Origin of the sequence: uncultured Actinomyces sp., from assembly GCF_963542285.1 — a bacterium.
In the GTDB taxonomy this organism is placed as follows: Bacteria; Actinomycetota; Actinomycetes; order Actinomycetales; family Actinomycetaceae; genus Pauljensenia.
Genome location: NZ_CAUTWQ010000005.1, coordinates 30,810 through 54,486, shown reverse-complemented (window position 1 = coordinate 54,486; position 23,677 = coordinate 30,810). Strand labels below are relative to the sequence as shown.

The following is a 23,677-nucleotide window of genomic DNA, read 5'->3' as shown; positions in this document are numbered from 1 at the left end:
TCATACTCCTTTCACTGCGACGAGCCGGGAAAATACTTGCGTCCTCACGTAGTTGATCAGGCAAGTATTGTAGAAGTGCCCGTTGAAAGTGTGTAACGTGTATTGCTATGGGTTCACGCTCCGATTCTCAGGCGTGGTCGAGTGCCGAAAAAGGGCTCATGCTCTCCGCAGTCATTTTGATCACGCTTTCCGCTTTTGAATCGCTTGCAACAACGACGATCATGCCGAACGTAGTTGCGTCTTTCCATGCAGACTCTTGGTTTGCAGTTGCCTCGGGAACCGCGCTCATTACGAACCTCATTGCCAACGTTCTTGCCGGTGGACTCAGCGATGCGATCGGCGTCAAAAAAGTATTTGCATGGGGGCTCATATTTTTCTGCGTTGGATTACTCATTAGTGCCTTTGCCCCGCATATCGCGGTCTTCGTTCTTGGCCGTCTCGTCCAGGGCCTCGGAGGCGGTTTTATCATCGTCCCCCTCTACGTCCTCGTCGGAGCAATAGCCACTCCCCTGCACCGTCCGCGTTACTTTGCAGCATTCTCACTATCGTGGGTTTTCCCAGCCCTCGTCGGTCCCGCTCTTGCCGGATTCATCGCAACCTACTGGGGATGGCGAATTGTTTTTGGAGTCGCACCCTTCCTCGCAATTTTGGGAGCCATCCCCCTGCACTCGGTTCTCAAGGGACTGGTCAGTACGCCTCATGGGCGTCTGCCCTCTGCACGTTTCCTTCGCTTGGCATTGGGCTCAGGTTTGGGTATCTTCCTTTTGCAGATCTCGGGAACTTTTCACTCGGTGTGGGCAATGTCAGCGGTTGGAGCCCTCGGCTTCGTGCTCTCAATCCTTACCCTGCCTCGACTGCTTCCAAAGGGAACCTTCAGACTTAAGCGCGGAATCCCTGCTCTTGTCATGACGCGTCTGCTGATGATGGGAGCAGTAACCGGTGCGGAAGTCGTTATGCCTCTTCTACTCCAGCGCATCCACGGCTGGAGTGCGAATACGGCTTCACTTGCCGTCACTATCGCTACGCTTTCATGGGCGAGCGGCGCTTTTATTCAGTCGCAGTTTAAGGATCGACGCGTGCGCATCCTGCTTCCCAAAATTGGTTCTTGCATGATCGTGATCGGTCTTGCTCCCCTGTCGATGCTCCTCAACCCTTCCCTGCCGAAATGGCCTGTCTTCATTGCCTGGCTTTTGTCCGGTATCGGAGTTGGCCTTACGCATTCTACGATTTCAGATCTCACGCTTGGCTCAACCGATCCTTCAATGCACGGACGAGCATCCTCGTGGCTTCAGGTTGCCGATTCAGCTGGCGCAGCGGTCGAGCTTGCTTTCGTTTCTCTTGCGCTGGCTCTGTGGAGCGCTATCGGATTCACCGGCCCCATTGCTTATCTCCCCGCAACGTTTATCGCGCTCGGAATTGCTGTTGTCAGCGTATTCGCGGCAATGAGAACGCGCGAGGAAGATCTTCTCCCCCGTGCGTCTGCTCAGTGATCTAGTTGGCGCTCACCGTCCGAAGCGGCGCCCCTTCCCCAGCTTTTTCGAGGCCGATTTCCGCTGAGGTTGGGTAGCTCTCCCACTCCTAAAGGAGGACTTTTCGCCGAACTCGCGACTGCCTCGCCTATCATCGCGACGATGATCATCTCCATGGCCTAAACGGTGCCCACGTCCGTGCTCCGTGCGAGACTTCGCTAAGTCTCGGGAATCTTTTCGTGAAAGCGCAGCCTTCCTCGGGGAATGAGCCTTCCCGTCGGGTCCTTCATCAACACGGATTCTCAGTGCACGTCCTGAAACATGCGCCTTTGCAATCCGAGCCATGGCATCCGGACGAAGGTCTGTATGGATTTCAACTAGAGAGAAGGTTGGGTAGATATCAATATGACCGATATCTGCACCGGCAATACCACCTTCACCGGTGATGGCTCCGACAATCGCACCGGGCTTGACGCGGTCCTTCTTCCCCACTTCGATGCGGTATCGAGTGCCAGTCCCAACCGTGTGCCGAGGCGAAGCCCCCTGTTTACGTGCCTTGAGTGGGCGATCATTGTCGCGGCCACCCTCAAAGTGAGCGCGTGAAAATTCGCCCGATTCGTCAAGTTCTTCCTCGCGGCGGATCTTTCCATTACCGCGACGGTCCTCAGCAATGCGTGCAGCGGGTCCTTCATCCCCCACTGCCTGGGCAAGAAGTGCGGCCGCAATATCCTCAATATCCAATGAGGTCGTGTCATGAACCTCATCAAGAAGCTGCCGGTAAAGATCAAGTCGTCCGCGTTCAACACGCGCGCCAATTCCATCCAAGATTCTGCTGGCTCTGAACTGTGAGACAGCAGCGGGTGAAGGAATCTCAACCTCTTCCATGGGGGTACCGGTAAGCTTCTCGATCTTGCGAAGCCGACCATGTTCCCGAGGCGTGAAGAAGGTCAACGAACGCCCCTCACGCCCGGCGCGCCCAGTACGTCCAATTCGGTGTACATAAGCTTCTGCTTCACGGGGAACGTCAAAGTTAACGACCAGACCAATTCGTTCAACGTCGAGGCCTCGAGCAGCAACATCGGTTGCAACCAGAACATCGAGGGAGCCGTTCTTTAGACGTTCCACCATACGTTCGCGTTCGGTCTGAGCGACATCTCCCGAAATACCTGCGGCCTTAAACCCTCGTGAGTTCAGTTCAAGAGCAATTTCCTCAACATCCATACGCGTGCGGACGAAGACAATTGCAGCATCAGATTCTTGCGCGCTCTGGTGTTGAGCACGAGTAGCAAGAACACGCGAAAGCGCGCCAATCTTGTGCTTGTAAGGAACAACAGCATAGGTTTGGTGAATCGTATCAACAGTTGAAGACTCTTCAGAAACAGCAATCTTCAGAGGATCCTTCAAATGCGTTTGCGCAATCTTTTCAATTGCGGCTGGCATTGTTGCAGAAAAAAGCGCTGTGAGGCGATCGGATGGAACTGAGGCGGTAATAGTTTCAACGTCCTCTGCAAAGCCCATGCGGAGCATTTCATCTGCTTCATCAAGCACCAACATGACGACGTTGCTGAGATCCAACGCGCCTTTCTCAATAAGGTCGATCACGCGGCCGGGAGTGCCGACAACGACCTGCGCACCGCGCTTAAGCGCACCGATCTGAGGGCCGTAGGCGGAGCCCCCATAGACGGGTACGACATCGATATCGCGGCTCTGAGCGGCGAAATCAGAAATCGCCTGAGCGGACTGCATTGCCAATTCGCGCGTAGGCGCAAGAACAAGTGCCTGCACATGGCGTTGATCTGAATCAATTAAAGCTAAGAGCGGCAGGCCAAAGGCTGCGGTCTTTCCAGTTCCCGTCTGAGCAATTCCAACGACATCATGGAAGTCAAGAAGCGCTGGGATTGCCTCAGCCTGGATAGGGGTTGGAACCTCATAGCCCATGTTGGTGATGGCTTTGAGAAGATCATCGGGCAGTCCAAGATCTGCGAAAGTAGTCTCGGTAGTGTTTTCGGGTGCAGTGGACACAGTTTTCCTTACAATTAGCGTCGCTCAGGGTCGACTTCACGGATGAAGCGCGACCCCACACCGTTTTCACCGCCGAGGCTATGCTCGACCACCATTGGGTAGCGCCTCGTTGCCTAGCAAGGCTATCAGGTCAATGCCCCGGAAACAGTAGTGCCTTCGGTGAGATCGCACACCGAAGGCACTAAAACGACTTAGGAATCCATTTCGTCCGTAGGACGGATCGCAGGACGCAGATCGTCTTCAGGAGGTTGCCAACTGTAGATGTCAGCCTCTACCTGTTCGCCTGAGCGAATATCCTTCACAGTATCAGCGCTTCCATCCGAACCGGGGAACCATACGAAGGGGATCCCTCGCTTATCAGCGAACTTAATTTGCTTGCCGAATTTTGCGGCGCTAGGTGCCACATCGGTAGGGATACCACGCCTACGCAAGATAGTTGCCAAGGCATTGCAGTGCCTACGCTCTGACTCATCAGCAACGGCAATAACGACGCAGGTCGGTACTTTCCGCGAAGCGGAAACCATATCCTGCGAAAGAATTCGCGAGACGAGACGAGAAACGCCAATTGAGAGTCCTACTCCCGGGTAGGTCCGCTTCCCGTCCTTGGCAAGTGAGTCATAGCGCCCACCGGAGCAAATAGAGCCAAGATCTTCATGACCCACAATTTCGCTTTCGTAAACCGAACCGGTGTAATAGTCGAGGCCACGAGCAATCTTGAGATCAGCGATGATAACTCCCGGCATTGCAGCATTTGCCTCGTCAACAAGAGCACAAAGCTCAGTGAGCCCTTGATCAAGAGTTTCACTGGAAACGCCTAAAGCAGCTACTTCCTTCTGAAGATGTGAAGCATCTTCAGTACGAATCTTCGCCATGCGTAGAAGAACGTCAATCTGCTTGGGGCTCAACCCTGCCTCGGTCAGTTCTTCCCTCACACCCTCTGGACCGATCTTGTCGAGCTTGTCCAATCCCCGAAGTGCCGATTCAACATCACTCACACCAATGCCTTCACAAACTCCCTGAACAACCTTGCGGTTATTCACGAGAACATGAATAGGCGGGATCGGTAAAGACATCAAGGCCTCGGCCATGACAAGAGGAAGGTCGACTTCGTAGTGGAAGGGCAACTCCCCCAAACCAACGACATCGATATCAGCCTGAGTAAACTCACGGAAACGTCCGTCCTGCGGGCGTTCTCCGCGCCATACCTTCTGAATCTGGTAACGCTTGAAGGGGAAATCCAGCTCGTTTGCGTTCTCAATGACGTATCTTGCGAAGGGCACGGTTAAATCAAAGTGAAGGCCCATCTGGCGTTCTTTGGAAGAGCGCTGTCCCTCATCTTTCAGCGCCTGTAAGCGATCAAGAACATAGATCTCTTTCGAGGTTTCGCCCTTGGATTGAAGCTGTTCAAGTGTTTCAACCGCTCGAGTTTCGATACCCGCAAATCCATGGAGCTCAAATACAGAACGGATGTGATCAAGAATCGCTTGTTCAACGATGCGGCCCTGTGGGAGCCACTCGGGAAATCCTGAAAGTGAAGTACGTGCCATAATCCCTATTCTTTCACGGAGGAGCTCAGCTGTCGGCCCGAGCCCCGGGTACGACAAGAGAGAGAAATTAACCGATGCTCTTCGCGCGACGTAGATAGGCATTATTCGCCAATTCATCACCCATCGTCGTCGCTACAGAGTGCCCCGGGAAAAGAATCGTCTGCGGATCAATCACATTTGCAAGGGTTCGCAAAGTATGCCGCATCTGGGTCTCGTCACCGCCAGGCATATCAGTTCGTCCCACCGAACCAGCAAAAATAACGTCGCCACTGAGCGCCCATGGAACAACAACCCCCGTGTCTAGAGCGCGTACGCCATTCCAATAGACAGTAAGTGCCGAGGCTCCCAAGAAAAGCGCCGAACCTTCAGTATGCCCGGGAGCTGGGACCATGCGGAGAACAAGGCCAGGAACATACTCAAAGGAGTCGACCGGGCATTCCTTGATCACTGAAGGCTTGCGCCATCCTTCACTCACTTCTTCCGGAAGCGGGAGCGAAACGTAGGATGCAGGATCATCGAGGCGGTATGCGTCCGGTCCGGGGATCCACACAGGAGCGGGCCCCTCCGGGGCCCACGATGCAACCTCAGCACAGTCCCACACATGGTCAGCATGACCATGTGTCACTAAAACCGCGCCGACGTATGCTCCGTCTTCCTCAAGTGCCCGACGAATTTCTTCACGCACGCCAAAAGAAGGATCGACAACAAGCGCTCCCACTTGCCCGTCTCCCTGAGACTGAGGCGTAATCACACAGCAATTCGCTCCATAGAAGGGAGTCGGGATAACGTGGATTCGAATGTTCTCGTTCACGACAGAGACGAGGAAATCTGATCGAACCAAGCCTGCTTCGTTTCCAGTGCCTGCGTCAGCTCGCGAACCTTCACCTCATCACCCGAAGTCTTCGCTTCTTCAAGGTCAGCGCGCAACTGATCGAGCTGTTCTTCAAGCTGACCAAGCATTCCCGTGGCACGAGCACGAGTCTCAGGATTCGTACGGCGCCATTCAGCTTCTTCAGCCTTACGAAGCTCGTCCTCAACTGCACGAAGCCGGGCTTCGATCTTACGGAAGTGCTCTGAAGGAACACGACCAATTTCAGCCCAACGGTCTTGAATCGACCTCAGAGCAGACTTGGCCTCTTCGTGGTCACTGATTGGCAGAAGCGCTTCAGCTTCCTTCAGTAGTTCTTCTTTCGCACTCAGGTTCGCTTGGTACTCAGAATCAACAGCAAGATCGTTGCGATGACGCGCATCGAAGAATGCCTGCTGGGCGGCGCGGAAACGTGCCCACAGTGCATCATCTTCACGACGCGAAGCACGCGGTGCGCGCTTCCATTGCTCCATCAATTCGCGGAAGGCATTGGACGTTTCACCCCAATTGGTCGAGTCCTTCAAGGCTTCTGCACGAGCAATAATTTCTTCCTTGACGCGCTTTGCCTGTCCCTGTCGCTCATCGAGCTCAGAGAAATACTGCCGACGACGACGATCAAATTGCGTACGGGTCGCAGAGAACCGCTTCCACAGTTCGTCTTCTGCGGCCTTATCCAAGCGCGGTCCACGACGCTGGAGTTGCTTCCATTCTTCAAGCAGATCGCGCAGAACCTGACCCGATTGCTTCCAGTGAATCTTGCTGGACTCTTTAGCAAGAATTGCCTCCGCGCGCTCAACAAGAGCAGTGCGCTCTTCCAGAGCGTGTTCCTTTGCGAGGCGACGTTCTTCCTTCGCTTCTTCCTTACGCGCTTGCGCCCTTTCCTCTACAGCTTGGACGCGTGTGCGCAGCGCCGGAAGATCACCAATAGCATTGGGCAGTTCAACAGCTTCCTTGAGTGTGGCAAGAGTCTGGTCGATTTCCTTCGGCCCAAGGCTCGCCAAACGGTCTTCAAAGAGCTTAATCGTCGCTTCGAGGTCCGCGTAGCGACGCGTGTAAAGCGCGAAAGGATCCGATGGAAGGCCCTCGGGGAAGGATCCGATCATTCGCTCAGTATCACCGTCTTGAACCCACACATTTCCCTGGGAATCAATTCGACCAAAGTCGATCGAAAGCTCGGTCGTTCCGGCCGGTTCGACAGTACGTGCAGCGGCGACTTCAGGCTCAGCGGCCTGGGTTTCAGGCGAAGTAGTCACGATATTCCTTCGAGGTTGGGACAGTTTCCCATCCGACGCGATGCATGGATTTTCCACACAGGCATACCTTCAGCGGTACATGCTCCATCCTAAAGGAAAAAACCGCCAATCTCATAAAAAATAGGGTGACGTCTCACGAGGTTGCCTCAAAATGAGACAGGGTAACTAACTCGTGGAGGTCGAAACACGTACCGCTTCGAACACCCCATCCACACGCCGGAGCGCAGCGAGAACCGCATTCAAATGGCTCATTTCAGCCAAATGGAAGCTAAATCGCGCAGTTGCGACCTGGTCTCGCGTTGAAACAGTAGACGCAGAGACGATATTGACTCGATATTCGGTCATAACTTTCGTCAGATCTGCAAGCAACCCGGGGCGGTCCAGAGCTTTCGTCTGAATTTGAACGAGATACTGTGCTTGAGAATGCTCGTTACTCCACGAAACCCTGACAAAACGCTCCGGATGCAGTCCTTCCAGACGTACAGCATTGGGGCACGAGCGCTGGTGGACAGAGACGCCTTGACCGCGGGTAATAAAACCGACGATGTCATCACCGGGAACTGGTGTGCAGCACCGTGCAAGTTTCACCCACACCTCATTAGCGTTCATCCCATCAACGCTCACGCCTTGTCCCTTCGCGTTGAGCTCAGGGGCAGAATGGAGATGTCCTCCCGGGGTGACTGCCTCGGAGAGTGTTTCTTCGGTGCCATCTCCCCCACCGAGATTTTCAACAAGCTTCGAGACAATATTCTGCGCAGAAATATGGCCATCGCCAACGGCTGCATAGAGACCAGAAATATCTGGATATCCCAGTGATGTCGCGACTGAAAGAACGGAATCGTGGTTCATCAGACGCTGCAAAGGCAAGTTTTGTTTGCGCATTGCGCGCGCAATACTTTCCTTACCCGCCTCTACTGCTTCTTCTTTTCGTTCTCGCGAAAACCATGCTTTGATCTTTGACCGAGCACGCGGCGAAGCAACAAAAGCAAGCCAGTCGCGCGAAGGACCAGCTTTATCTGACTTTGAAGTGACGACTTCAACGGTTTGCCCGGACTCAAGTCGAGTATTAAGCGGGACGAGGCGGCCGTTAACCTTTGCGCCTACAGTCCGATTTCCAACCTCTGTGTGCACTGAGTATGCAAAGTCCACGGGAGTTGCCCCGCGAGGAAGTACGACCACTTCTCCCTTAGGTGTGAAGACATAGACTTCGTCGCCAGAAATCTCATATCGAAGCGAATCAAGGAATTCTTCGGGATCCCCCGTTTCACGTTCCATATCAACCAGTGCGCGCAACCAGTTCATCTGTTCATCAGCGCTCATCCGGTCAGAATCCAAAGAGTTTGCATTCGGATTCTGCTTGTATTTCCAGTGTGCCGCGACGCCATGTTCTGCATGTTCGTGCATCTCATAGGTGCGAATCTGAATTTCAACCGGTTTACCGCCCGGGCCGATCACCGTTGTGTGCAGCGACTGATAGAAGTTGAACTTCGGCATCGCAATGTAGTCTTTAAAGCGCCCTGGAATTGGATTCCATCTTCCGTGAAGCGCCCCTAGAACCGCATAGCAGTCACGGACGGTTTCGACCAACACGCGCACTGCGACAAGATCAAAGATCTCATCAAATGCCTTATTGCGGACGATCATCTTCTGATAAATCGAATAGTGATTCTTAGGGCGCCCGGTCACCGTTCCCTGTGTACCTGAGCGTCGCAAATCTTCTTCGATCTGAGAAATAACTTCGCGTAAGTAAAGATCGCGCTCAGGTGCTCGTTCCGCAACCAGATGGTCAATCTCTTCATAAATTTCGGGATAAAGGATTTTGAAAGAACGCTCTTCCAATTCCCATTTGATCATATTCATCCCGAGGCGGTGCGCTAAGGGTGCGTAGATTTCGAGAGTTTCCCGCGCTTTCTTCTTCGCCGATTCGACGGGGACAAAACGCCAGGTACGGGCGTTGTGAAGACGATCGGCAAGCTTAATGAGGAGCACTCGAATATCGCGGCTCATCGCGACAATCATCTTGCGCAGAGTTTCGGACTGCGCACGTTCGCCGTAACGAATCTTATCGAGTTTAGTGACCCCATCAACCAGCTGAGCAATAGCTGGACCGAAATCAGCTGTGAGCTGGTCAAGACTGTAGTCGGTATCTTCAACCGTATCGTGAAGAAGAGCTGCAGCAAGCGTAGGTGAAGTCATACCAACTTCAGCCAAGATTGTCGCTACTGCAACGGGATGAGTGATGTACGGTTCGCCGCTCTTACGCATCTGGCCGCGGTGTGCTTTCTCGGCAGTCGCATAGGCGCGCTCAATCAGGGAAACATCAGCTTTCGGATGGTTGGCACGAAGAGCGCGAACCAAAGGTTCAATCTCTGGCGTCGTGATCTTCGAACGAGCACCGAACCACACCAGACCTGAACGCACACGTGACCCGGCCGCAGGTGGCCGGGTCACGTTGTCATTTTGCTCACTCATTCCTCAATGATACAAGCGATCATCGGGAATGAAAGCCTCGAGTTAGAAAACGACAGCAGTTTCAACCTTAACGTGAGGTTCAAGCTTGGATCGTCCGCCAAGAGCTTCAAGTTCCAAAAGGATTGCGACGGCCTCTACCTTCGCACCACACTGTTCGAGAAGCCTGACAGAAGCAGCTGCCGTTCCGCCAGTAGCCAAAACATCATCAACGACTAAGACACGCGCGCCTTCTTCAACGAGACCCGGATTAAGCTCCATCCGAGCCTTACCGTATTCAAGCTCGTAATCGATGCCGATTACCGGACCGGGAAGCTTTCCTCCCTTACGCACAGTGATCATTCCAATGCCGAGCGCAGTCGCCAAAGGTGCTGCAAGGATAAAACCGCGAGATTCCAGGCCTGCAACCGCGTCGATACTCCCGCGGTAGTGGTCAGCCAGCAAGCGAATCAATTCCGCGAAGGCACCGCCATCCGCCAAAAGAGGGGTGATATCGCGGAAAAGCACGCCTTCTTCAGGGAAGTCTTGCACTTCGCGGAGATGGGTGCGGACAAGTTCGCTAACTTCTGCTCCGAGCTCTGCGCTCATCAGCGGGCCTTCTTCCTCTTGGGTTGGGCTTCATTTCCAAGGCGACGACCAGGCTGGACCGGGGCCACACGTACATCGTCACCGGAATGACCTTCGCGTTCGCGTCGCTTCGCGACCAAAGCATCGTGTTCCTTGGTTGACGAGCGGCGTTCTTCCAGCATAACCAACAAGGGCGAAGCAATGAAGATCGAGGAATACGTTCCGACGATCATACCGACGAACAGAGCAAGAGAAATGTCGGTCAATGTGCCCGCACCCAGAAGAATCGAACCGATGACAAGAATTGAGCCAACCGGAAGCAAGGCCACGATCGAGGTATTGAGCGAACGTACCATTGTCTGGTTCACAGCAAGGTTGACCATGTCGCCATAGGTATAGCGATTTTGATCGTTAATGCCCTTTGTGAGTTCTCGAACCTTATCGAACACCACGACGGTGTCATAAAGCGAATAACCCAAAATCGTTAGGAAGCCGATAACTGTTGCTGGCGAAACCTCAACACGAGTAACTGCGAAGAAACCAATCGTCGTCGCGATATCGTGGAAGAGCGCGAAAATCGCCGCGACGGACATCGTCCACGATCTGAAGTATGCAGCCATCAGCACTGCGACAAGCGTCAAGAAAATTAGAAGCGATTGCGCAGCTTTAGCAGTAACATCGCGCCCCCAGGAAGGACCGATAGACGCAGACTGAACATCCTTCGCATCGACCTTGTAGGCGCTTGCAAGGGCTTCGCGAACGTCGAGTGTCTTTTGCGAATCCAAAGATTCGGTCTGGACTCGAATGCCGTCAACGCCGACAGAGGAGACACGAACTTCAGAGGCAAGGTTTCCCTTTTGGATAGCATCGTATGCCGGCTGCTGGGAAGTATCAGAAAGACCCGTCAAAGTGAATTGTGAACCGCCGGTGAATTCGAATGACCGATTAAGCCCGAAGATTCCAATGAGAATCGCACAAATTACTATCACGGCCAAGGCTGCTCGGACAAAAATCCGACGCTTCGGGACAATCCGATAGGACTTCTCGCCCGAATAAAGGGCGTTGCCCCACTGGGCATAACTCATCATTGTTCTTCTCCTGCCTGCTCGGAAGAAGTGTTGTCCTCGGCTTCTTGACTCCCCTGCTCGGCCAAACGTGCTGCACGCTTACGTTCTGCCAGAGAAAGCGGCTGGCCCTCAGCGTTGGTCTCGGGAGTGCTGCTAGCTGAACCAGCACCCGAAATCACGACTCGGCCTCGGCCGGCATAGGTAACCGCCGAACGGGCACCGAGGTGCTCGGGGTCAAGACCGGAGAGCTTATGTCCCCCACCGAAGAACTCGGTACGGATGAGCAACTCCATCATCGGGTGTGTGAAGAGGAAGATCACGATCAGGTCGACGACTGTGGTCACGCCAAGGGTAAATGCGAAGCCCTGAACGCCACCAACAGCCAGGATGTAAAGAACCACTGCAGCAACGAGGTTGACCGCATCCGAAACCAAAATGGTTCGCTTGGCGCGATCCCAACCTTCATCGACAGCGGCGCTGAGCGGACGGCCATCACGCACTTCGTCGCGAATACGCTCGAAATACACGATGAAGGAGTCTGCTGTCACACCGACTGAAACGATCAAGCCGGCAATACCCGCAAGCGACAGACGGTATCCGACTGCCCATGACAAGACCGTGATGACGAGGTAAGTCAAGCCGCCCGCGACGACAAGCGAACCAGCAGAGATGATTGCCAAGCCTCGGTACTGCCAAATCATGTAAAGCACAACAAGAACCAGACCAACCAAGCCTGCCCACAGGCCCTTCTCCAAGTGCTCGGAGCCAAGGGTTGCCGAAATCTGCTGCTCAGATTGGACCTCGAAGTTCAACGGGAGCGAACCGAAGCTCAACTGGTTAGCAAGAGCAGCGGCACTCTTTGCAGTGAAGTTACCCGTAATCTGCGCGGTACCAGTGGTAATCTCAGCGTTCATCGACGGCGCGGTGATCACTTGGCCGTCCAAAACAACGGCAAAGTGATTCCGGTCCGGATTACCGTAGCTCGTCCCACTCTGTGTGTCATTACGCAGATCGTAAAGACGCTTTGAAGCCTCAGCAAACTGCTTGGTTCCCTCAGCGTTGAAGGTCAGATCAACGCCCCACTCACCGGTGGAGTGTCCCTGAGAGTTCATGACCATCCCGGCAGTGGCTTTAGAGAGGTTCGAACCTGAAACATCAACGGGACCAAGCAGGTACTTAATCTGTCCGTTTGAATCACATGCAGCATAGGGCTTATCGGCAGGTCCTTCGGTGCGACCACCGCGGCCGGTCGTGCAATCAAGAGTGTACAGATCGTAGATAGCTTGCTCGGTCGCCCACTTCAGATCTGAGTTGTTCTCAGGCTGTTCAGTGGGAGTATCCGAGAGCTGACCATCCTTATTCTGATCGGCCAGTTCTCTTGCTTGCTCAGGGCTCAGCGCGGAGCTAACAGTTGAGGGGCTCGCCGAGGCCGAGGGAGATGCAGATTCGCTGGGCGTGGCAGACTCAGACGCTGAGGGCGTTGGGCTTGCAGAAGCCTCAGGATTGTTCACCTGCGTCTGATCACTAGAATCGGTCGCGCTCGGGGTCGGGTTACTTTGCGATTGAGTAACCGCGGGAAGCATCGCTAGAACCGGGCGGAAATTCATCTGGGAGGACGAGCGGATCAGGTTCAGAGTTTCCTGTGAAGGAGTACCCGGAATCGACACCGAGATATTCGATGAGCCCAGGGAAGAGATCTCGGACTCGGATACACCTGAGGCGTCGATACGCTGACGAATGATATTGATCGCCTCGGTAATGTCGTTCTCAGTAACCTCGCGATCCCCCCCTCCAGAAGCAACCGGAGTCAGGATCAACTGCGTACCACCCTGCAAGTCCAAAGCAAGCGAAGGAGTGTATGAAGCACCTTTATTCGTTAGTTTTCCAACAACAAGAGATGCTGTACCAAGAACAAAAATAAAGATCAGGGTAAATAGAGCGCGCCAAGGATGGCGCTTTTGAGTTGTCACGATGGTCTACCTTTAGTTCCCCTCGGGATCACTTCGTCTCGGCCGAATCGTCCTGCGAATCCAAGCCGAGAACCGGCTCTTCTTCAGAGTCACCAGAAGCGTCGTCTTTCTCTGCATCAGTGATCTGGAACGGAAGTTCCTCAGCCACGTCCAGAATTGCCCGCTGATCCCAATAAGTTTCGTGGCCACCGGGGGTCTCAAGAATGACGATCTCACCATCTTGGTCAACGAAACGTCCCCAGAATCCAGAGCGCATACGAACCCACGCTCCGGGGACCATCATTTCCTTACGACGTGCTTCAGCCTTCTTTTCCTGTTCAGCCATACGCTTTCGAGCGCGACTATTAAAAATAAACATGACGACAAGCATCAGGGCGGCGAAAAGCAGGAACGGTGTATTCACGATCAATCTTTCTTCTTGGGGTAGGAATGCATGAAAGCTATCCGCATACAGTGTAATAGGAAGCAGCACATTTGGGTGACATCCCAATGTAAAAACGAGATTACTCAAAAAGAGCAGATTCAGCTGGTGGCGCTAAACCAAGGTGTTTCCACGCTTTAGCGGTTGCCATCCGACCGCGTGTCGTCCTCAGAATAAAACCTTCACGAACCAAATAGGGCTCTGCGACAGTCTCGACGGTTTCTGCTTCCTCGCCAACAGTCACTGCAAGGGTGGTAAGACCAACCGGCCCTCCCGCAAATCGGCGACACATTGCGTCAAGAACGGCACGGTCCAGACGGTCAAGGCCAAACGCATCGACCTCGAAGAGCTCAAGAGCACCTCGCGCGGCCTCAAGCGTGAGCTGACCATTGCCTCGGACTTGAGCGTAATCAACAACACGACGCAGCAGCCTATTGGCGATTCGAGGAGTGCCCCTAGAACGCGAGGCGATTTCATGGGCTGCTTGCGCATCAATGGGAGTAGAAAGAAGCTCTGCAGAACGCCGAACAACCATTTCAAGGTCTTCCGTCGAGTAAAACTCGAGATGAGCGGTGAAACCAAAGCGATCACGAAGTGGTGCAGGAAGAAGGCCAGAACGAGTTGTCGCACCAACAACAGTGAAGGGCGGGAGGGTCAGCGGAATCGACGTCGCACCAGGACCTTTACCAACGACTACATCGACTCGGAAATCCTCCATTGCGAGGTAAAGCATTTCCTCAGCGGTACGGGCAAGCCGATGAATCTCATCAATGAAGAGAACATCACCTTCCTGAAGCCCCGATAAAATTGCCGCTAAATCACCAGCATGTTGAATCGCTGGTCCTGAAGTGAGGCGCAGAGATGTCCCCATTTCAGCAGCGATGATCATTGCCAGTGTCGTCTTGCCCAGTCCAGGCGGTCCCGCTAGTAGGACGTGATCGGCGCTCGCACCACGAGCTCGCGCAGCATCCAGCACTAACTGAAGCTGATCACGGACAACCTTCTGGCCAACAAATTCGCTCAAACGCTTGGGGCGGAGCGCAGCCTCGGCGGCCCTCTCAAGTTCTCCCGCGTCTGGAGCAACGATATTGACAGAGGTCTCGAACTCACCGGCCATTTGCGCCTCCCAGCTTAATCAATGCTGCGCGTAAGAGATCCGACGCATTGAGACCATTTCCACCTAACTCGGCCAGCGCAGCGTCTGCCTTTGCATCATTCCATCCCAAGCCAATCAGCGCTGCCTTTACCTCTGCTTCGACTACTCCCGACATTGGTGCCGAGGCCTGAGGAAGTTCAGCCGGGAGTCCGAGCTTATCGCCCAGCTCCACAAGCATGCGCGAGGCAACCTTCTTACCAACACCGGGGATCCTAGCAAGAGCTGCGGTATCTTGATCTGCCACAGCCCGCCGTAGATCATTCGGGGTGAAAACAGAAAGAGCTGCCAGGCCAATCCTGGGGCCGATACCGCTTACTGACATGAGAATTTCGAATACTTCGCGCTCTTCTTCAGTCTTGAACCCATAGAGTGTTAAAGAATCTTCACGAACAATCAGATGGGTATAGAGCTCAACATCATCACCTTTGTGGAGTTCACTGGCAAAAGGTGGAGTGACGAAAACCTGAAAGCCGATACCTCCGTGGACAACAACGACGTCACCCACACCGATGCGTGCGATGCTGCCGAGAACTCGGGAAATCATGCTTTCTCCTCAACAATGCTCTTGATGGGACCGAACATACGTACGATACCCTAGCTACGTCGACGACGGGGGTCGACCGCGCCGGTTCGGCGCTGTGCAGCTTGAGCCTCTGCCCACATTTGTTGTGCTGGAGTCAGACTCCCCCTAGCCGAAAGCTTTCCTGACTGAGAAACGGCAACTGTAGAGTCTCCCCGAGCTCCAAGCAATCCAGTCCCTCGCCATGCATGGCAGATTGCGATAGCTAATGAGTCAGCGGCATCAGCGGGTTTCGGGGGCTTATCTAATCCCAGAATACGAGCAACCATGTGCTGTACCTGCGCCTTATCAGCATTGCCATTCCCCGTCACTGCGCTTTTTACTTCTGATGGGGTATGTATCGCCATGGGAAGTCCAGCTCGTCCCGCAGCGGCGAGTGCAACTCCCATAACCTGCATAGTCGTCGAAACCGAACGAAGATTGTCCTGAGCGAAAACCTGTTCGATGGCAACGACCTCAGGTTCGTATAGGGAGATTACATGATCAATTGCATCAGCGATCTTGGCTAACCGAAAATGCTGGGCTAGTTCGGTTGAAGACCGGGCAACTCCGACAAAAACCATCGACGCACGCCGAGAGGGATCGACGTCAACAACGCCCAAGCCACAGCGTGTAATACCCGGGTCAATTCCCAAAACTCGCATGATTAAGATTCTCGCTGAACCATCCGTGTAAAGAGTTCGTGGAAGCGCCAGTCCGTGCCGATCTCCGGGTGGAAGGAGGTTGCGAGTGCCTGACCGCTGCGGACAGCAACAATAGGTCCATCGGGAGTATTTCCGGCGCGTGCGAGCACGTCGACAGACTCACCCACTGACTCAACCCAAGGCGCCCTAATAAAGACGGCGGGGAAAGGCTTGCCCTCGATGCCTTTGATATCAAGCTCTTCTTCGTAAGAGTCCACCTGACGGCCAAAGGCATTTCGACGCACAACCATGTCGATGGCGCCAAATGAACGCTGGTCCTCCCTGCCATCAAGAATCGTCGTCGCTAGCATAATCATTCCCGCGCATGTCCCATAGACCGGCATGCCGTTCGATATCTGCTCAGCGAGCTGATCAAAAATGCCGAATGAAAGCAGCAGATTGGACATTGTTGTCGATTCGCCGCCAGGAATGACCAAACCGTCAACAGACGCGAGTTCCTCGCTACGTCGCACTAGGACAGCGCGGGCGCCGGATTCTTCCAGCGCCCGCACATGTTCGGCGACATCACCCTGAAGGGCGAGAATGCCAATATTTACCATCCGCGTTCAGCCAATCGATGGTCAACGGGAAGGTCGTCAACATTAATACCAACCATTGCTTCACCAAGCCCACGCGAAACCTCTGCAATGACCGAAGGATCATCGTAGAAAGTCGTCGCCTTGACGATAGCGGCCGCACGCTTCGCAGGATCACCCGACTTGAAAATGCCAGAGCCAACAAAGACGCCTTCGGCACCCAGCTGCATCATCATGGCAGCGTCGGCGGGGGTGGCAATGCCACCGGCCGTGAAGAGCACGACGGGGAGGCGACCCTCGCGAGCAACCTCAGCAACAAGCTCGTAGGGTGCCTGGAGTTCCTTGGCCGCAACGTAGAGCTCATCCTCGGGCAAGGAGGTCAAGTGGCGGATCTCGTCGCGAATCTTGCGCATATGCGTCGTCGCGTTGGAAACGTCACCGGTGCCGGCCTCGCCCTTAGAACGGATCATGGCCGCGCCCTCGTTGATACGGCGCAGCGCCTCACCGAGGTTGGTCGCACCGCAGACGAAGGGGACAGTGAACTTCCACTTGTCGATGTGGTGGCTGTAGTCGGCGGGGGTCAGCACCTCGGACTCGTCGATGTAGTCAACACCAAGGGACTGCAGAACCTGTGCTTCAACAAAGTGACCGATGCGAGCCTTTGCCATAACCGGAATGGAGACAGCGTTGATAATGCCGTCAATCAGATCAGGATCTGACATCCGAGCAACACCGCCCTGCGCGCGAATATCCGCAGGGACACGCTCGAGTGCCATAACTGCAACGGCACCAGCATCTTCAGCGATCTTCGCTTGCTCAGGAGTGACGACATCCATGATGACACCGCCCTTGAGCATCTGAGCCATTCCGCGCTTGACCTGAGGGGTTCCAACCTCGCGAGTTGCCGTCTGCTCAGTCATCACTCACTCCTCTTCTTCCAGCTGGGCCTGCACCTCATCAGAAAGAGACATATTGGTATAGATGTTCTGCACATCGTCAGAATCTTCAAGTGCGTCAATGAGCTTATTGACCTTAAGCGCACCTTCAAGATCGAGTTCAACTTCGGTGGAGGCGACAAATTGAACTTCCGCCGAGTCATAGTCAATACCCGCTTCCTGCAGCGCCTTGCGGACTGCAACGACATCGCTGGGCTCGCACTCAATAACGAAGCCCTCACCGAGGTCTTCAACTTCTTCGGCACCGGCGTCAAGAACGGCTTCCATGATGGAGTCTTCGTCTACACCATCTGCAGCGGGCACCTCAATGACACCACGCCTCGAGAACAGGTAGGCAACCGAACCTGGATCGGCTAGCGAGCCGCCGTGACGAGTGAATCCCAGACGAACATCGGATGCCGCACGATTACGGTTGTCAGTCAAACACTCAACCAAGAAGGCGACACCATTGGGGCCATATCCTTCGTACATGATGGTTTCGTAATTTGCACCACCGGCTTCTGCACCCGAACCACGCTTGACGGCGCGATCGATGTTATCTGCGGGAACAGAGTTCTTCTTTGCCTTCTGAATAGCATCAAAGAGGGTGGGATTTCCGGCGGGGTCACCGCCACCGGTACGAGCAGCAACTTCAATATTCTTAATCAGTCGTGCGAAGAGCTTACCGCGCTTGGCGTCAATCGCCGCCTTCTTGTGCTTGGTAGTCGCCCACTTAGAGTGTCCCGACATTACTTCTCCCTTTTGGGCTGGATTAATACTGTGCCAGTTTACAGCTCATACCCTCACTTCCCCACCGGGCGCGCGTTTTATGGGACAATGCACCTCGCCAGCATTGTGGATGTTCGCAGAAAATCCAAGTATTGACCTGGCTCTTCCAGGAGGGAACATGTCTTTAGGACGCGGTATCGAGCACTGCGTATGCTCTGCAAGAGAATGCGAAACTTCAGCGGTTTTCATCATCGAATGGTCAAATCCGAAGATTCATACCGGTCGGACTAAGAAGTGGCTTTCATGCGAAGCACACCGGCAATTCCTCATCGATTACCTCAAGTACCGGAACTTTCCCTATGAAGTGCGCACTTATAATCCGCCGCAGACTGGAGCCACGTCTCAGTCACCGCAAAGTTGATCCCCGTCCCAACTGAGCGCAGAAAGAGAAGCAAAACTCCCATCACTACTGAGGGCGCGAATCTCTTCGATATCAACGTTAAACACCACAATTCCGGTATTTGACATAAAGCGAGTAAGCGGAATTCCCCGGCGAATATCCTCACTGAGATATGCAGAAATTACGCGGATCAGACCTCCATGAGCAACAAGCGCACCAGTCCCCTCGCCCCCCGCTAAGCGGTAAGCGCGTTCCATCACGGCTTGAATTTCGGGGATGACCCGCCCGAGAAACTCGTAACCATCCTCAGCGCCGGGCATGCGATGCGAAAAATCTCCTTGCATCCACGCTGCGCAGGCTTCCACATAAATCCTGATTGCGACGGGATCGCATGACATCTCAAGATCACCGGCACTCACTTCGCGAATCTGTGCCGTCACTACTGGTTTCACTCCAAAAAGTTCACACAACGGTTCCGCTGTCTGCTGCGTACGTTTCATCGCAGAAACAGTGAGGGCATCCAATCGTCCTGCCACTTCACGTACAAAACGCTCTTTCAGGCTCTCGGCCTGTGAAAGCCCAAGTTCGGTCAGCGGCAAGCCCGGGAGGCGAGTATCCAAAGAGGCTGTGATGTTTGCTGGAGTTTGTCCATGTCTAATTAATGCAAGTTTCATGCCGCTCCCCTACTGCTACACCTAGATTCACGAGATATTCCAAAACAGTTTCTCAAAAACCTCCCGCATTTTACGTGAGGAGGTCAGCCATTTCGTCGTCATTTCTTCACGCTCATCGCGCGCATAACCCATGAGCATAGCCATCGCAACAAGTTGCTCACTATTTGAGGGAATAACATCGTTTTTTGAGGCAGACGGGCCAGCCGCTATGACCCGGGCGCGCCTCAGTTCTTGCCCAAATTCCCAAGTCGAGGCCGCACGTTGGTAGTCGCTTTGGGTGAGTTTTCCTCTGTGAAGTAGTGCCAGCAAAGCTTGTCTTGTAGAGGATGTACGCAGGTCGCCGTGCTCACTGCCCGACTGTAATTGCAGAAGTTCGACAAGCCATTGGATGTCAGAAAGACCTCCGGGGCCAAGTTTGATGTGCATCCGCGGGTCAATCCCCCCGGGAATTCTTTCTCGTTCGACACGGACCTTCATTAATTGAATATCACGGGTTTCATCGTCACTCAAAGGCGAGTGGAAACAATATGCTTGCGCAAATTGATACAGCGCATCTGCGGTGTTCCCGGTACCAAGGGGACGCAGACGAACAAGCATTTGTTTCTCCCACACCTGCGCCCAGCGTTCGTAATACTCCGTATAGGAGTCGAGAGTGCGCACTAAGGCTCCGTTTTTTCCCTCGGGACGCAGAGCAAAATCTAAAGCTACAGGCAGAGCCCGGCTTGATGCAGAAAGCAATTGCTTAAGCCGCGTGATTCGATCATGCGCACGTCGTAGAGCGTTGGTATCACCGCTATCGGCAACGACGGCAAGAACATCCAAATCAGATGTATAGGACAGCTCCCGCGCCCCATAACTACCCAAAGCGCACAGCTCGATGTGCATATCGGGAACGTGCTCTTCACCGTCGTCAAAAATATTAAAGGTTTCGAGCGCCGAGAGCACACACGCATCGGCAACAACACAAAGGTCCCTACCCACCCCTTCTTTTGAACCTGTGGCCTCGCGAAGTGCAATACGCAAAACTTCACGCGTACGAATAAGGCGAATCTTCTCAATCGCCTCGTCAATGTTCCCCGCCCTTCCCGCAACCGAACGCATTTGGCGGGAAAGCACCTCGAATGAAGGTGTCGCAAGCAATTCAGGTGAATCAAGCCAAGAGACGGCCTCGGGGAAAAGACGGATTAAGGAACCAATCCAAGCGGATGCGGAAAGAACCCGACACAGCTGCGAGGCCGCATAATCGCTATCGCGTAGAAGCGCTAAATACCAATGAGAATCACCAATCTCATCGGAAAGAACCCTGAAATTAAGCAAGCCCATATCGGGGTCTGCACCATCGGCAATCCATGAGAGTAATACGGGAAGGAGATGACGCTGAATCATCGCTCGCCGGGAGGTTCCCGCGCATAGAGACTCGATATGTTTGAGGGCGCTGCGCGGGTCCAAGTAACCGATCGCTCGTAGACGATCCATGGCTCCTTGGTCATCAAGATGAATAAGATCCTCATCCAGACGAGCGCTTGCAGCAATAATTGGCCGGAAGAATACCGAATGGTGAAGCTCGCGCACCCGCAATCGAAGTGCCCGAAGCTGCTCATGAAGCTGCTCAACTGTGGCGGGCATTCCGTGAAGCGAACGCAGAAGGCGTTTGAGTTGGCGAGGACTACTGGGAAGTGTATGGGTTCGGTGCATCCTAAGCAGCTGGGAGCGATGCTCAAGGGTACGCAAGAACGCATAGGCCTGCCGAAGATTAGCAGCATCCGTACGTGCAATATATCCACGTGCACTTAATGCTTCGAGTGCACCAAGAGTCGATCGCTGTCTGATCTGGATATCGTTTCTCCCGTGGACCAACTGCAGAAATTGAATTGAAAATTCGATATCACGCAGTCCCCCCACGCCCAGTTTCAATTCACTGTCACGCACCTTCGCCGGCACTGAGTTTTCAACTTGAGCGCGCATCGAACGAACGTCGTCAACAAAACCTGGACGCGCCGAGGCTTCCCAGATAAAGGGCGCAGCATACTCAAGAAAACGCGCACCAACTTCCATGTTGCCAGCACAGGGACGCGCCTTGAGGAGCGCTTGAAACTCCCAGTTTTGCGCCCAGCGTTCCCAGTAGGCTCGGTAAGAATCAATGGTGCGCACAAGTGCGCCATCACGGCCCTCCGGACGTAAATTCGCATCCAGGCTCCACAGCGGCGCCTCTTTGCCGGGACTGGAGCAGATGGATGCTACAAGACTTGCGATACGCGTTGCGCGCTCGAGGCGTAAGCGAGTAACTTCTGTGTCTTCCGTGGGTGCGCTATCCGCTAGGACGTACATGACATCAACATCGGAAACATAATTGAGCTCACCTCCCCCAGTCTTTCCCATGGCAATAATGCACAAAGGCACCTCAGCATCGGGGTCTTCTAGTCGGCTAGCAATGTAGAGGGCGCCTTGAAGAGCCTCGTCTGCAGCTAGCGAGAGACGTCCAGTAATAGATTCAACATGGTCGGGTGCGTAGGGGTCCTCGGCCAAGAGATCATCTGCGATGATGTCAAAAAGCCTTCTTCGATAGATCATCCGAAGGTACGAGGCCGCCTCTTCGCAGCGAGAATCAAGAGCACCGTCCGCAGCCGTCTCAGGCCATCCTTTGGGTAGCAGTCGTTGGAGTTCATCGGTCATACAGAGCTTTGTCGCGCCGGGAGCATCTGGAAGGAAGAAACCCGGGTTCTGGAGAAGGTAGTCTCCCCACCACGATGAGAAACCGAGGACCACAGCAAGACGTCTGGCACTGGCAGCATCATTTTGTAGCAGGTTGGTCAGCCAAGGGGCTTCATCGTGTGCTCTTGCGCAGAAAACCGCGAACTGTTCGATATCCGCACATATTTCAAGTGAGTCAATATGGTCAATATCGCTCAGACCAGAGGATTCGAAGAGTGTACGAATACGCTCAGGCTGAGTCACGCCATAACGGCGTAATTGCCGATCAGAGATCATCCATTGACCTTGAGGAATTGACGGAGTTCTGCCGGAGTAATCTGCCGACGGTACTCGCGCCACTCATTCTCTTTTTCGCGAAGAAGGTGCTCGAAAACCTGCTCCCCCAGTGCTTCGGCAACTAAATCCGATGAACGCATCGCACGCAGGGCATCAGAAAGCGACGAAGGTAGCGGGTGAATGCCTAAAATCTGACGCTCTGTTTCACTGAGTTGCCACACATTGTCCTCTGCTTCTTCAGCGAGAGGCATTTTGTTTTCGATACCGTCAAGACCAGCGCTAATAAGCACAGCGAGTGCAAGATAGGGATTTGCTGCAGGATCAAGTCCCCGATATTCAATGCGCGCGCTGCTCCTCTTTGAAGGCTTATAGACGGGAACGCGAACGAGCGCCGAACGATTATTGTGACCCCAACAAATATAGGAAGGCGCTTCTCCCCCGCCCCATAGGCGCTTATAGGAATTCACATGCTGATTGGTAATCGCGGCTATTTCACGCGCATGGTGGAGCAGACCGGCAATGAAATAGCGACCAATCTCTGAGAGCTGGTAGCGCCCGGAAGGATCGTAGAAAGCATTTTCATCCCCTTCGAACAGGGAAAGATGGGTGTGCATTCCCGATCCTGGGCGATCAATGAAGGGCTTTGGCATAAAGGTAGCGAGCATTCCCTCAGCCAGTGCTACCTCTTCAATCAACGTCCGGGCAGTCATGATGTTATCGGCAGCATGAAGAGCATCAACTGCACGAAGATCAACTTCATTTTGGCCAGGCCCACCTTCATGGTGCGAGAACTCTACCTGGATACCTGTCTCTTCTAGAGCACGAACAATCTTGCGTCGAAAATCATTAGATAGCCCGCGAGTCACATGATCGAAATAGCCCGCTTGGTCAACCGGTTCAAGATGATTGATATCGACCGGCTGACGAAGCAGGTAAAACTCAATCTCCGGGTGGGCGAAGACTGAGAAGCCCATCTCCGAGGCACGCTGAACTGCGCGCTCGAGCGCGCCTCGGGGATCGGCTGGTGATGGCAAACCATCCGGGGTGAGGACATCACAGAACATCCGCCCGTGAACATCAGTGCCATCTTTTGTATGCAGACGCTGAAAAGTGCCAGCATCAGGGCGCAAGAGCATATCGGATTCGTAGACGCGAGTCAGACCTTCAATGGAAGATCCGTCAAAACCGATTCCCTCGCTAAAAGCCTCTTCGAGTTCTCCGGGATCGATCGAGACCGATTTGAGCACTCCAGCGACATCCGTAAACCACAAACGGATGAGCCGGATATCTTCCTGGGCAACACTACGAAGGACCTGTTCCTGCTGCTGTTTCATCTGCTTACC

Annotated in this window: 19 protein-coding genes; 1 reads left to right on the top strand and 18 read right to left on the bottom strand. The window is 53.9% G+C overall.

From position 1 onward, the window contains the following. The first annotated feature begins 107 nt into the window (after positions 1–107). Positions 108–1,490, top strand: a complete 1,383-nt coding sequence (locus RW023_RS03475; protein ID WP_315579912.1) for an MFS transporter — start codon at positions 108–110, stop codon at positions 1,488–1,490. 12 nt (positions 1,491–1,502) lie between these two features. Here the strand turns inward: RW023_RS03475 and RW023_RS03470 are convergent, their stop codons facing one another. The 18 genes from RW023_RS03470 to RW023_RS03385 form a co-directional block, all read right to left on the bottom strand. Continuing rightward, positions 1,503–3,491, bottom strand: a complete 1,989-nt coding sequence (locus RW023_RS03470) for a DEAD/DEAH box helicase (RefSeq protein WP_315579911.1) — start codon at positions 3,489–3,491, stop codon at positions 1,503–1,505. Positions 3,492–3,682: 191 nt separating this feature from the next. After that, on the bottom strand, positions 3,683–5,038 hold the full coding sequence (gene hisS / locus RW023_RS03465; RefSeq protein ID WP_315579910.1) for a histidine--tRNA ligase: 1,356 nt from the start codon (positions 5,036–5,038) through the stop codon (positions 3,683–3,685). 67 nt (positions 5,039–5,105) lie between these two features. After that, positions 5,106–5,837, bottom strand: a complete 732-nt coding sequence (locus RW023_RS03460) for an MBL fold metallo-hydrolase (protein WP_315579951.1) — start codon at positions 5,835–5,837, stop codon at positions 5,106–5,108. Between the two features lie 8 nt (positions 5,838–5,845). Beyond that, complete coding sequence (locus RW023_RS03455) at positions 5,846–7,159, bottom strand: DUF349 domain-containing protein (RefSeq protein WP_315579909.1); 1,314 nt, start codon at positions 7,157–7,159, stop codon at positions 5,846–5,848. A 165-nt stretch (positions 7,160–7,324) separates the two neighbouring features. Beyond that, on the bottom strand, positions 7,325–9,631 hold the full coding sequence (locus RW023_RS03450) for a bifunctional (p)ppGpp synthetase/guanosine-3',5'-bis(diphosphate) 3'-pyrophosphohydrolase (RefSeq protein ID WP_315579908.1): 2,307 nt from the start codon (positions 9,629–9,631) through the stop codon (positions 7,325–7,327). Positions 9,632–9,673: 42 nt separating this feature from the next. Beyond that, positions 9,674–10,216, bottom strand: coding sequence for an adenine phosphoribosyltransferase (locus tag RW023_RS03445; protein ID WP_315579907.1), 543 nt, complete (start codon positions 10,214–10,216; stop codon positions 9,674–9,676). Next, positions 10,216–11,283, bottom strand: a complete 1,068-nt coding sequence (gene secF / locus RW023_RS03440; RefSeq protein ID WP_315579906.1) for a protein translocase subunit SecF — start codon at positions 11,281–11,283, stop codon at positions 10,216–10,218. Before secF ends, RW023_RS03445 begins: the two co-directional genes overlap by 1 nt. Next, entirely contained in the window at positions 11,280–13,232 is a 1,953-nt protein-coding gene (gene secD, locus RW023_RS03435) for a protein translocase subunit SecD (RefSeq protein ID WP_315579905.1), read from the bottom strand. Before secD ends, secF begins: the two co-directional genes overlap by 4 nt. 28 nt (positions 13,233–13,260) lie before the next feature. Next, positions 13,261–13,635, bottom strand: coding sequence for a preprotein translocase subunit YajC (locus RW023_RS03430; protein ID WP_315579904.1), 375 nt, complete (start codon positions 13,633–13,635; stop codon positions 13,261–13,263). A 100-nt stretch (positions 13,636–13,735) separates the two neighbouring features. After that, positions 13,736–14,770, bottom strand: a complete 1,035-nt coding sequence (gene ruvB / locus RW023_RS03425) for a Holliday junction branch migration DNA helicase RuvB (protein ID WP_315579903.1) — start codon at positions 14,768–14,770, stop codon at positions 13,736–13,738. Beyond that, on the bottom strand, positions 14,760–15,353 hold the full coding sequence (ruvA, locus tag RW023_RS03420; protein WP_314501431.1) for a Holliday junction branch migration protein RuvA: 594 nt from the start codon (positions 15,351–15,353) through the stop codon (positions 14,760–14,762). Before ruvA ends, ruvB begins: the two co-directional genes overlap by 11 nt. A 50-nt stretch (positions 15,354–15,403) precedes the next feature. After that, positions 15,404–16,033: a crossover junction endodeoxyribonuclease RuvC gene (gene ruvC / locus RW023_RS03415; RefSeq protein ID WP_315579902.1), complete on the bottom strand. Its 630-nt coding sequence runs from the start codon at positions 16,031–16,033 to the stop codon at positions 15,404–15,406. 2 nt (positions 16,034–16,035) lie between these two features. Continuing rightward, positions 16,036–16,632, bottom strand: a complete 597-nt coding sequence (gene pdxT / locus RW023_RS03410) for a pyridoxal 5'-phosphate synthase glutaminase subunit PdxT (protein WP_315579901.1) — start codon at positions 16,630–16,632, stop codon at positions 16,036–16,038. Continuing rightward, on the bottom strand, positions 16,626–17,528 hold the full coding sequence (pdxS, locus tag RW023_RS03405) for a pyridoxal 5'-phosphate synthase lyase subunit PdxS (RefSeq protein ID WP_315579900.1): 903 nt from the start codon (positions 17,526–17,528) through the stop codon (positions 16,626–16,628). The genes pdxT and pdxS overlap by 7 nt, the downstream gene beginning before the upstream one ends. Before the next feature lie 3 nt (positions 17,529–17,531). After that, the gene (locus tag RW023_RS03400; protein WP_009409495.1) at positions 17,532–18,293 is read right to left on the bottom strand and encodes a YebC/PmpR family DNA-binding transcriptional regulator; all 762 of its coding nucleotides are present in this window, start codon (positions 18,291–18,293) and stop codon (positions 17,532–17,534) included. Positions 18,294–18,674: 381 nt separating this feature from the next. Next, positions 18,675–19,346 carry a histidine phosphatase family protein gene (locus tag RW023_RS03395; RefSeq protein ID WP_315579899.1) on the bottom strand — a complete coding sequence of 224 codons (672 nt, stop codon included), beginning with the start codon at positions 19,344–19,346 and terminating at the stop codon, positions 18,675–18,677. Between the two features lie 27 nt (positions 19,347–19,373). Beyond that, positions 19,374–22,397 carry a bifunctional [glutamine synthetase] adenylyltransferase/[glutamine synthetase]-adenylyl-L-tyrosine phosphorylase gene (locus RW023_RS03390; protein ID WP_315579898.1) on the bottom strand — a complete coding sequence of 1,008 codons (3,024 nt, stop codon included), beginning with the start codon at positions 22,395–22,397 and terminating at the stop codon, positions 19,374–19,376. Then, positions 22,331–23,668 (bottom strand): glutamine synthetase family protein, encoded by a 1,338-nt coding sequence (locus tag RW023_RS03385; RefSeq protein WP_315579897.1) that lies wholly within the window; start codon positions 23,666–23,668, stop codon positions 22,331–22,333. The genes RW023_RS03390 and RW023_RS03385 overlap by 67 nt, the downstream gene beginning before the upstream one ends. Positions 23,669–23,677 lie beyond the last annotated feature (9 nt).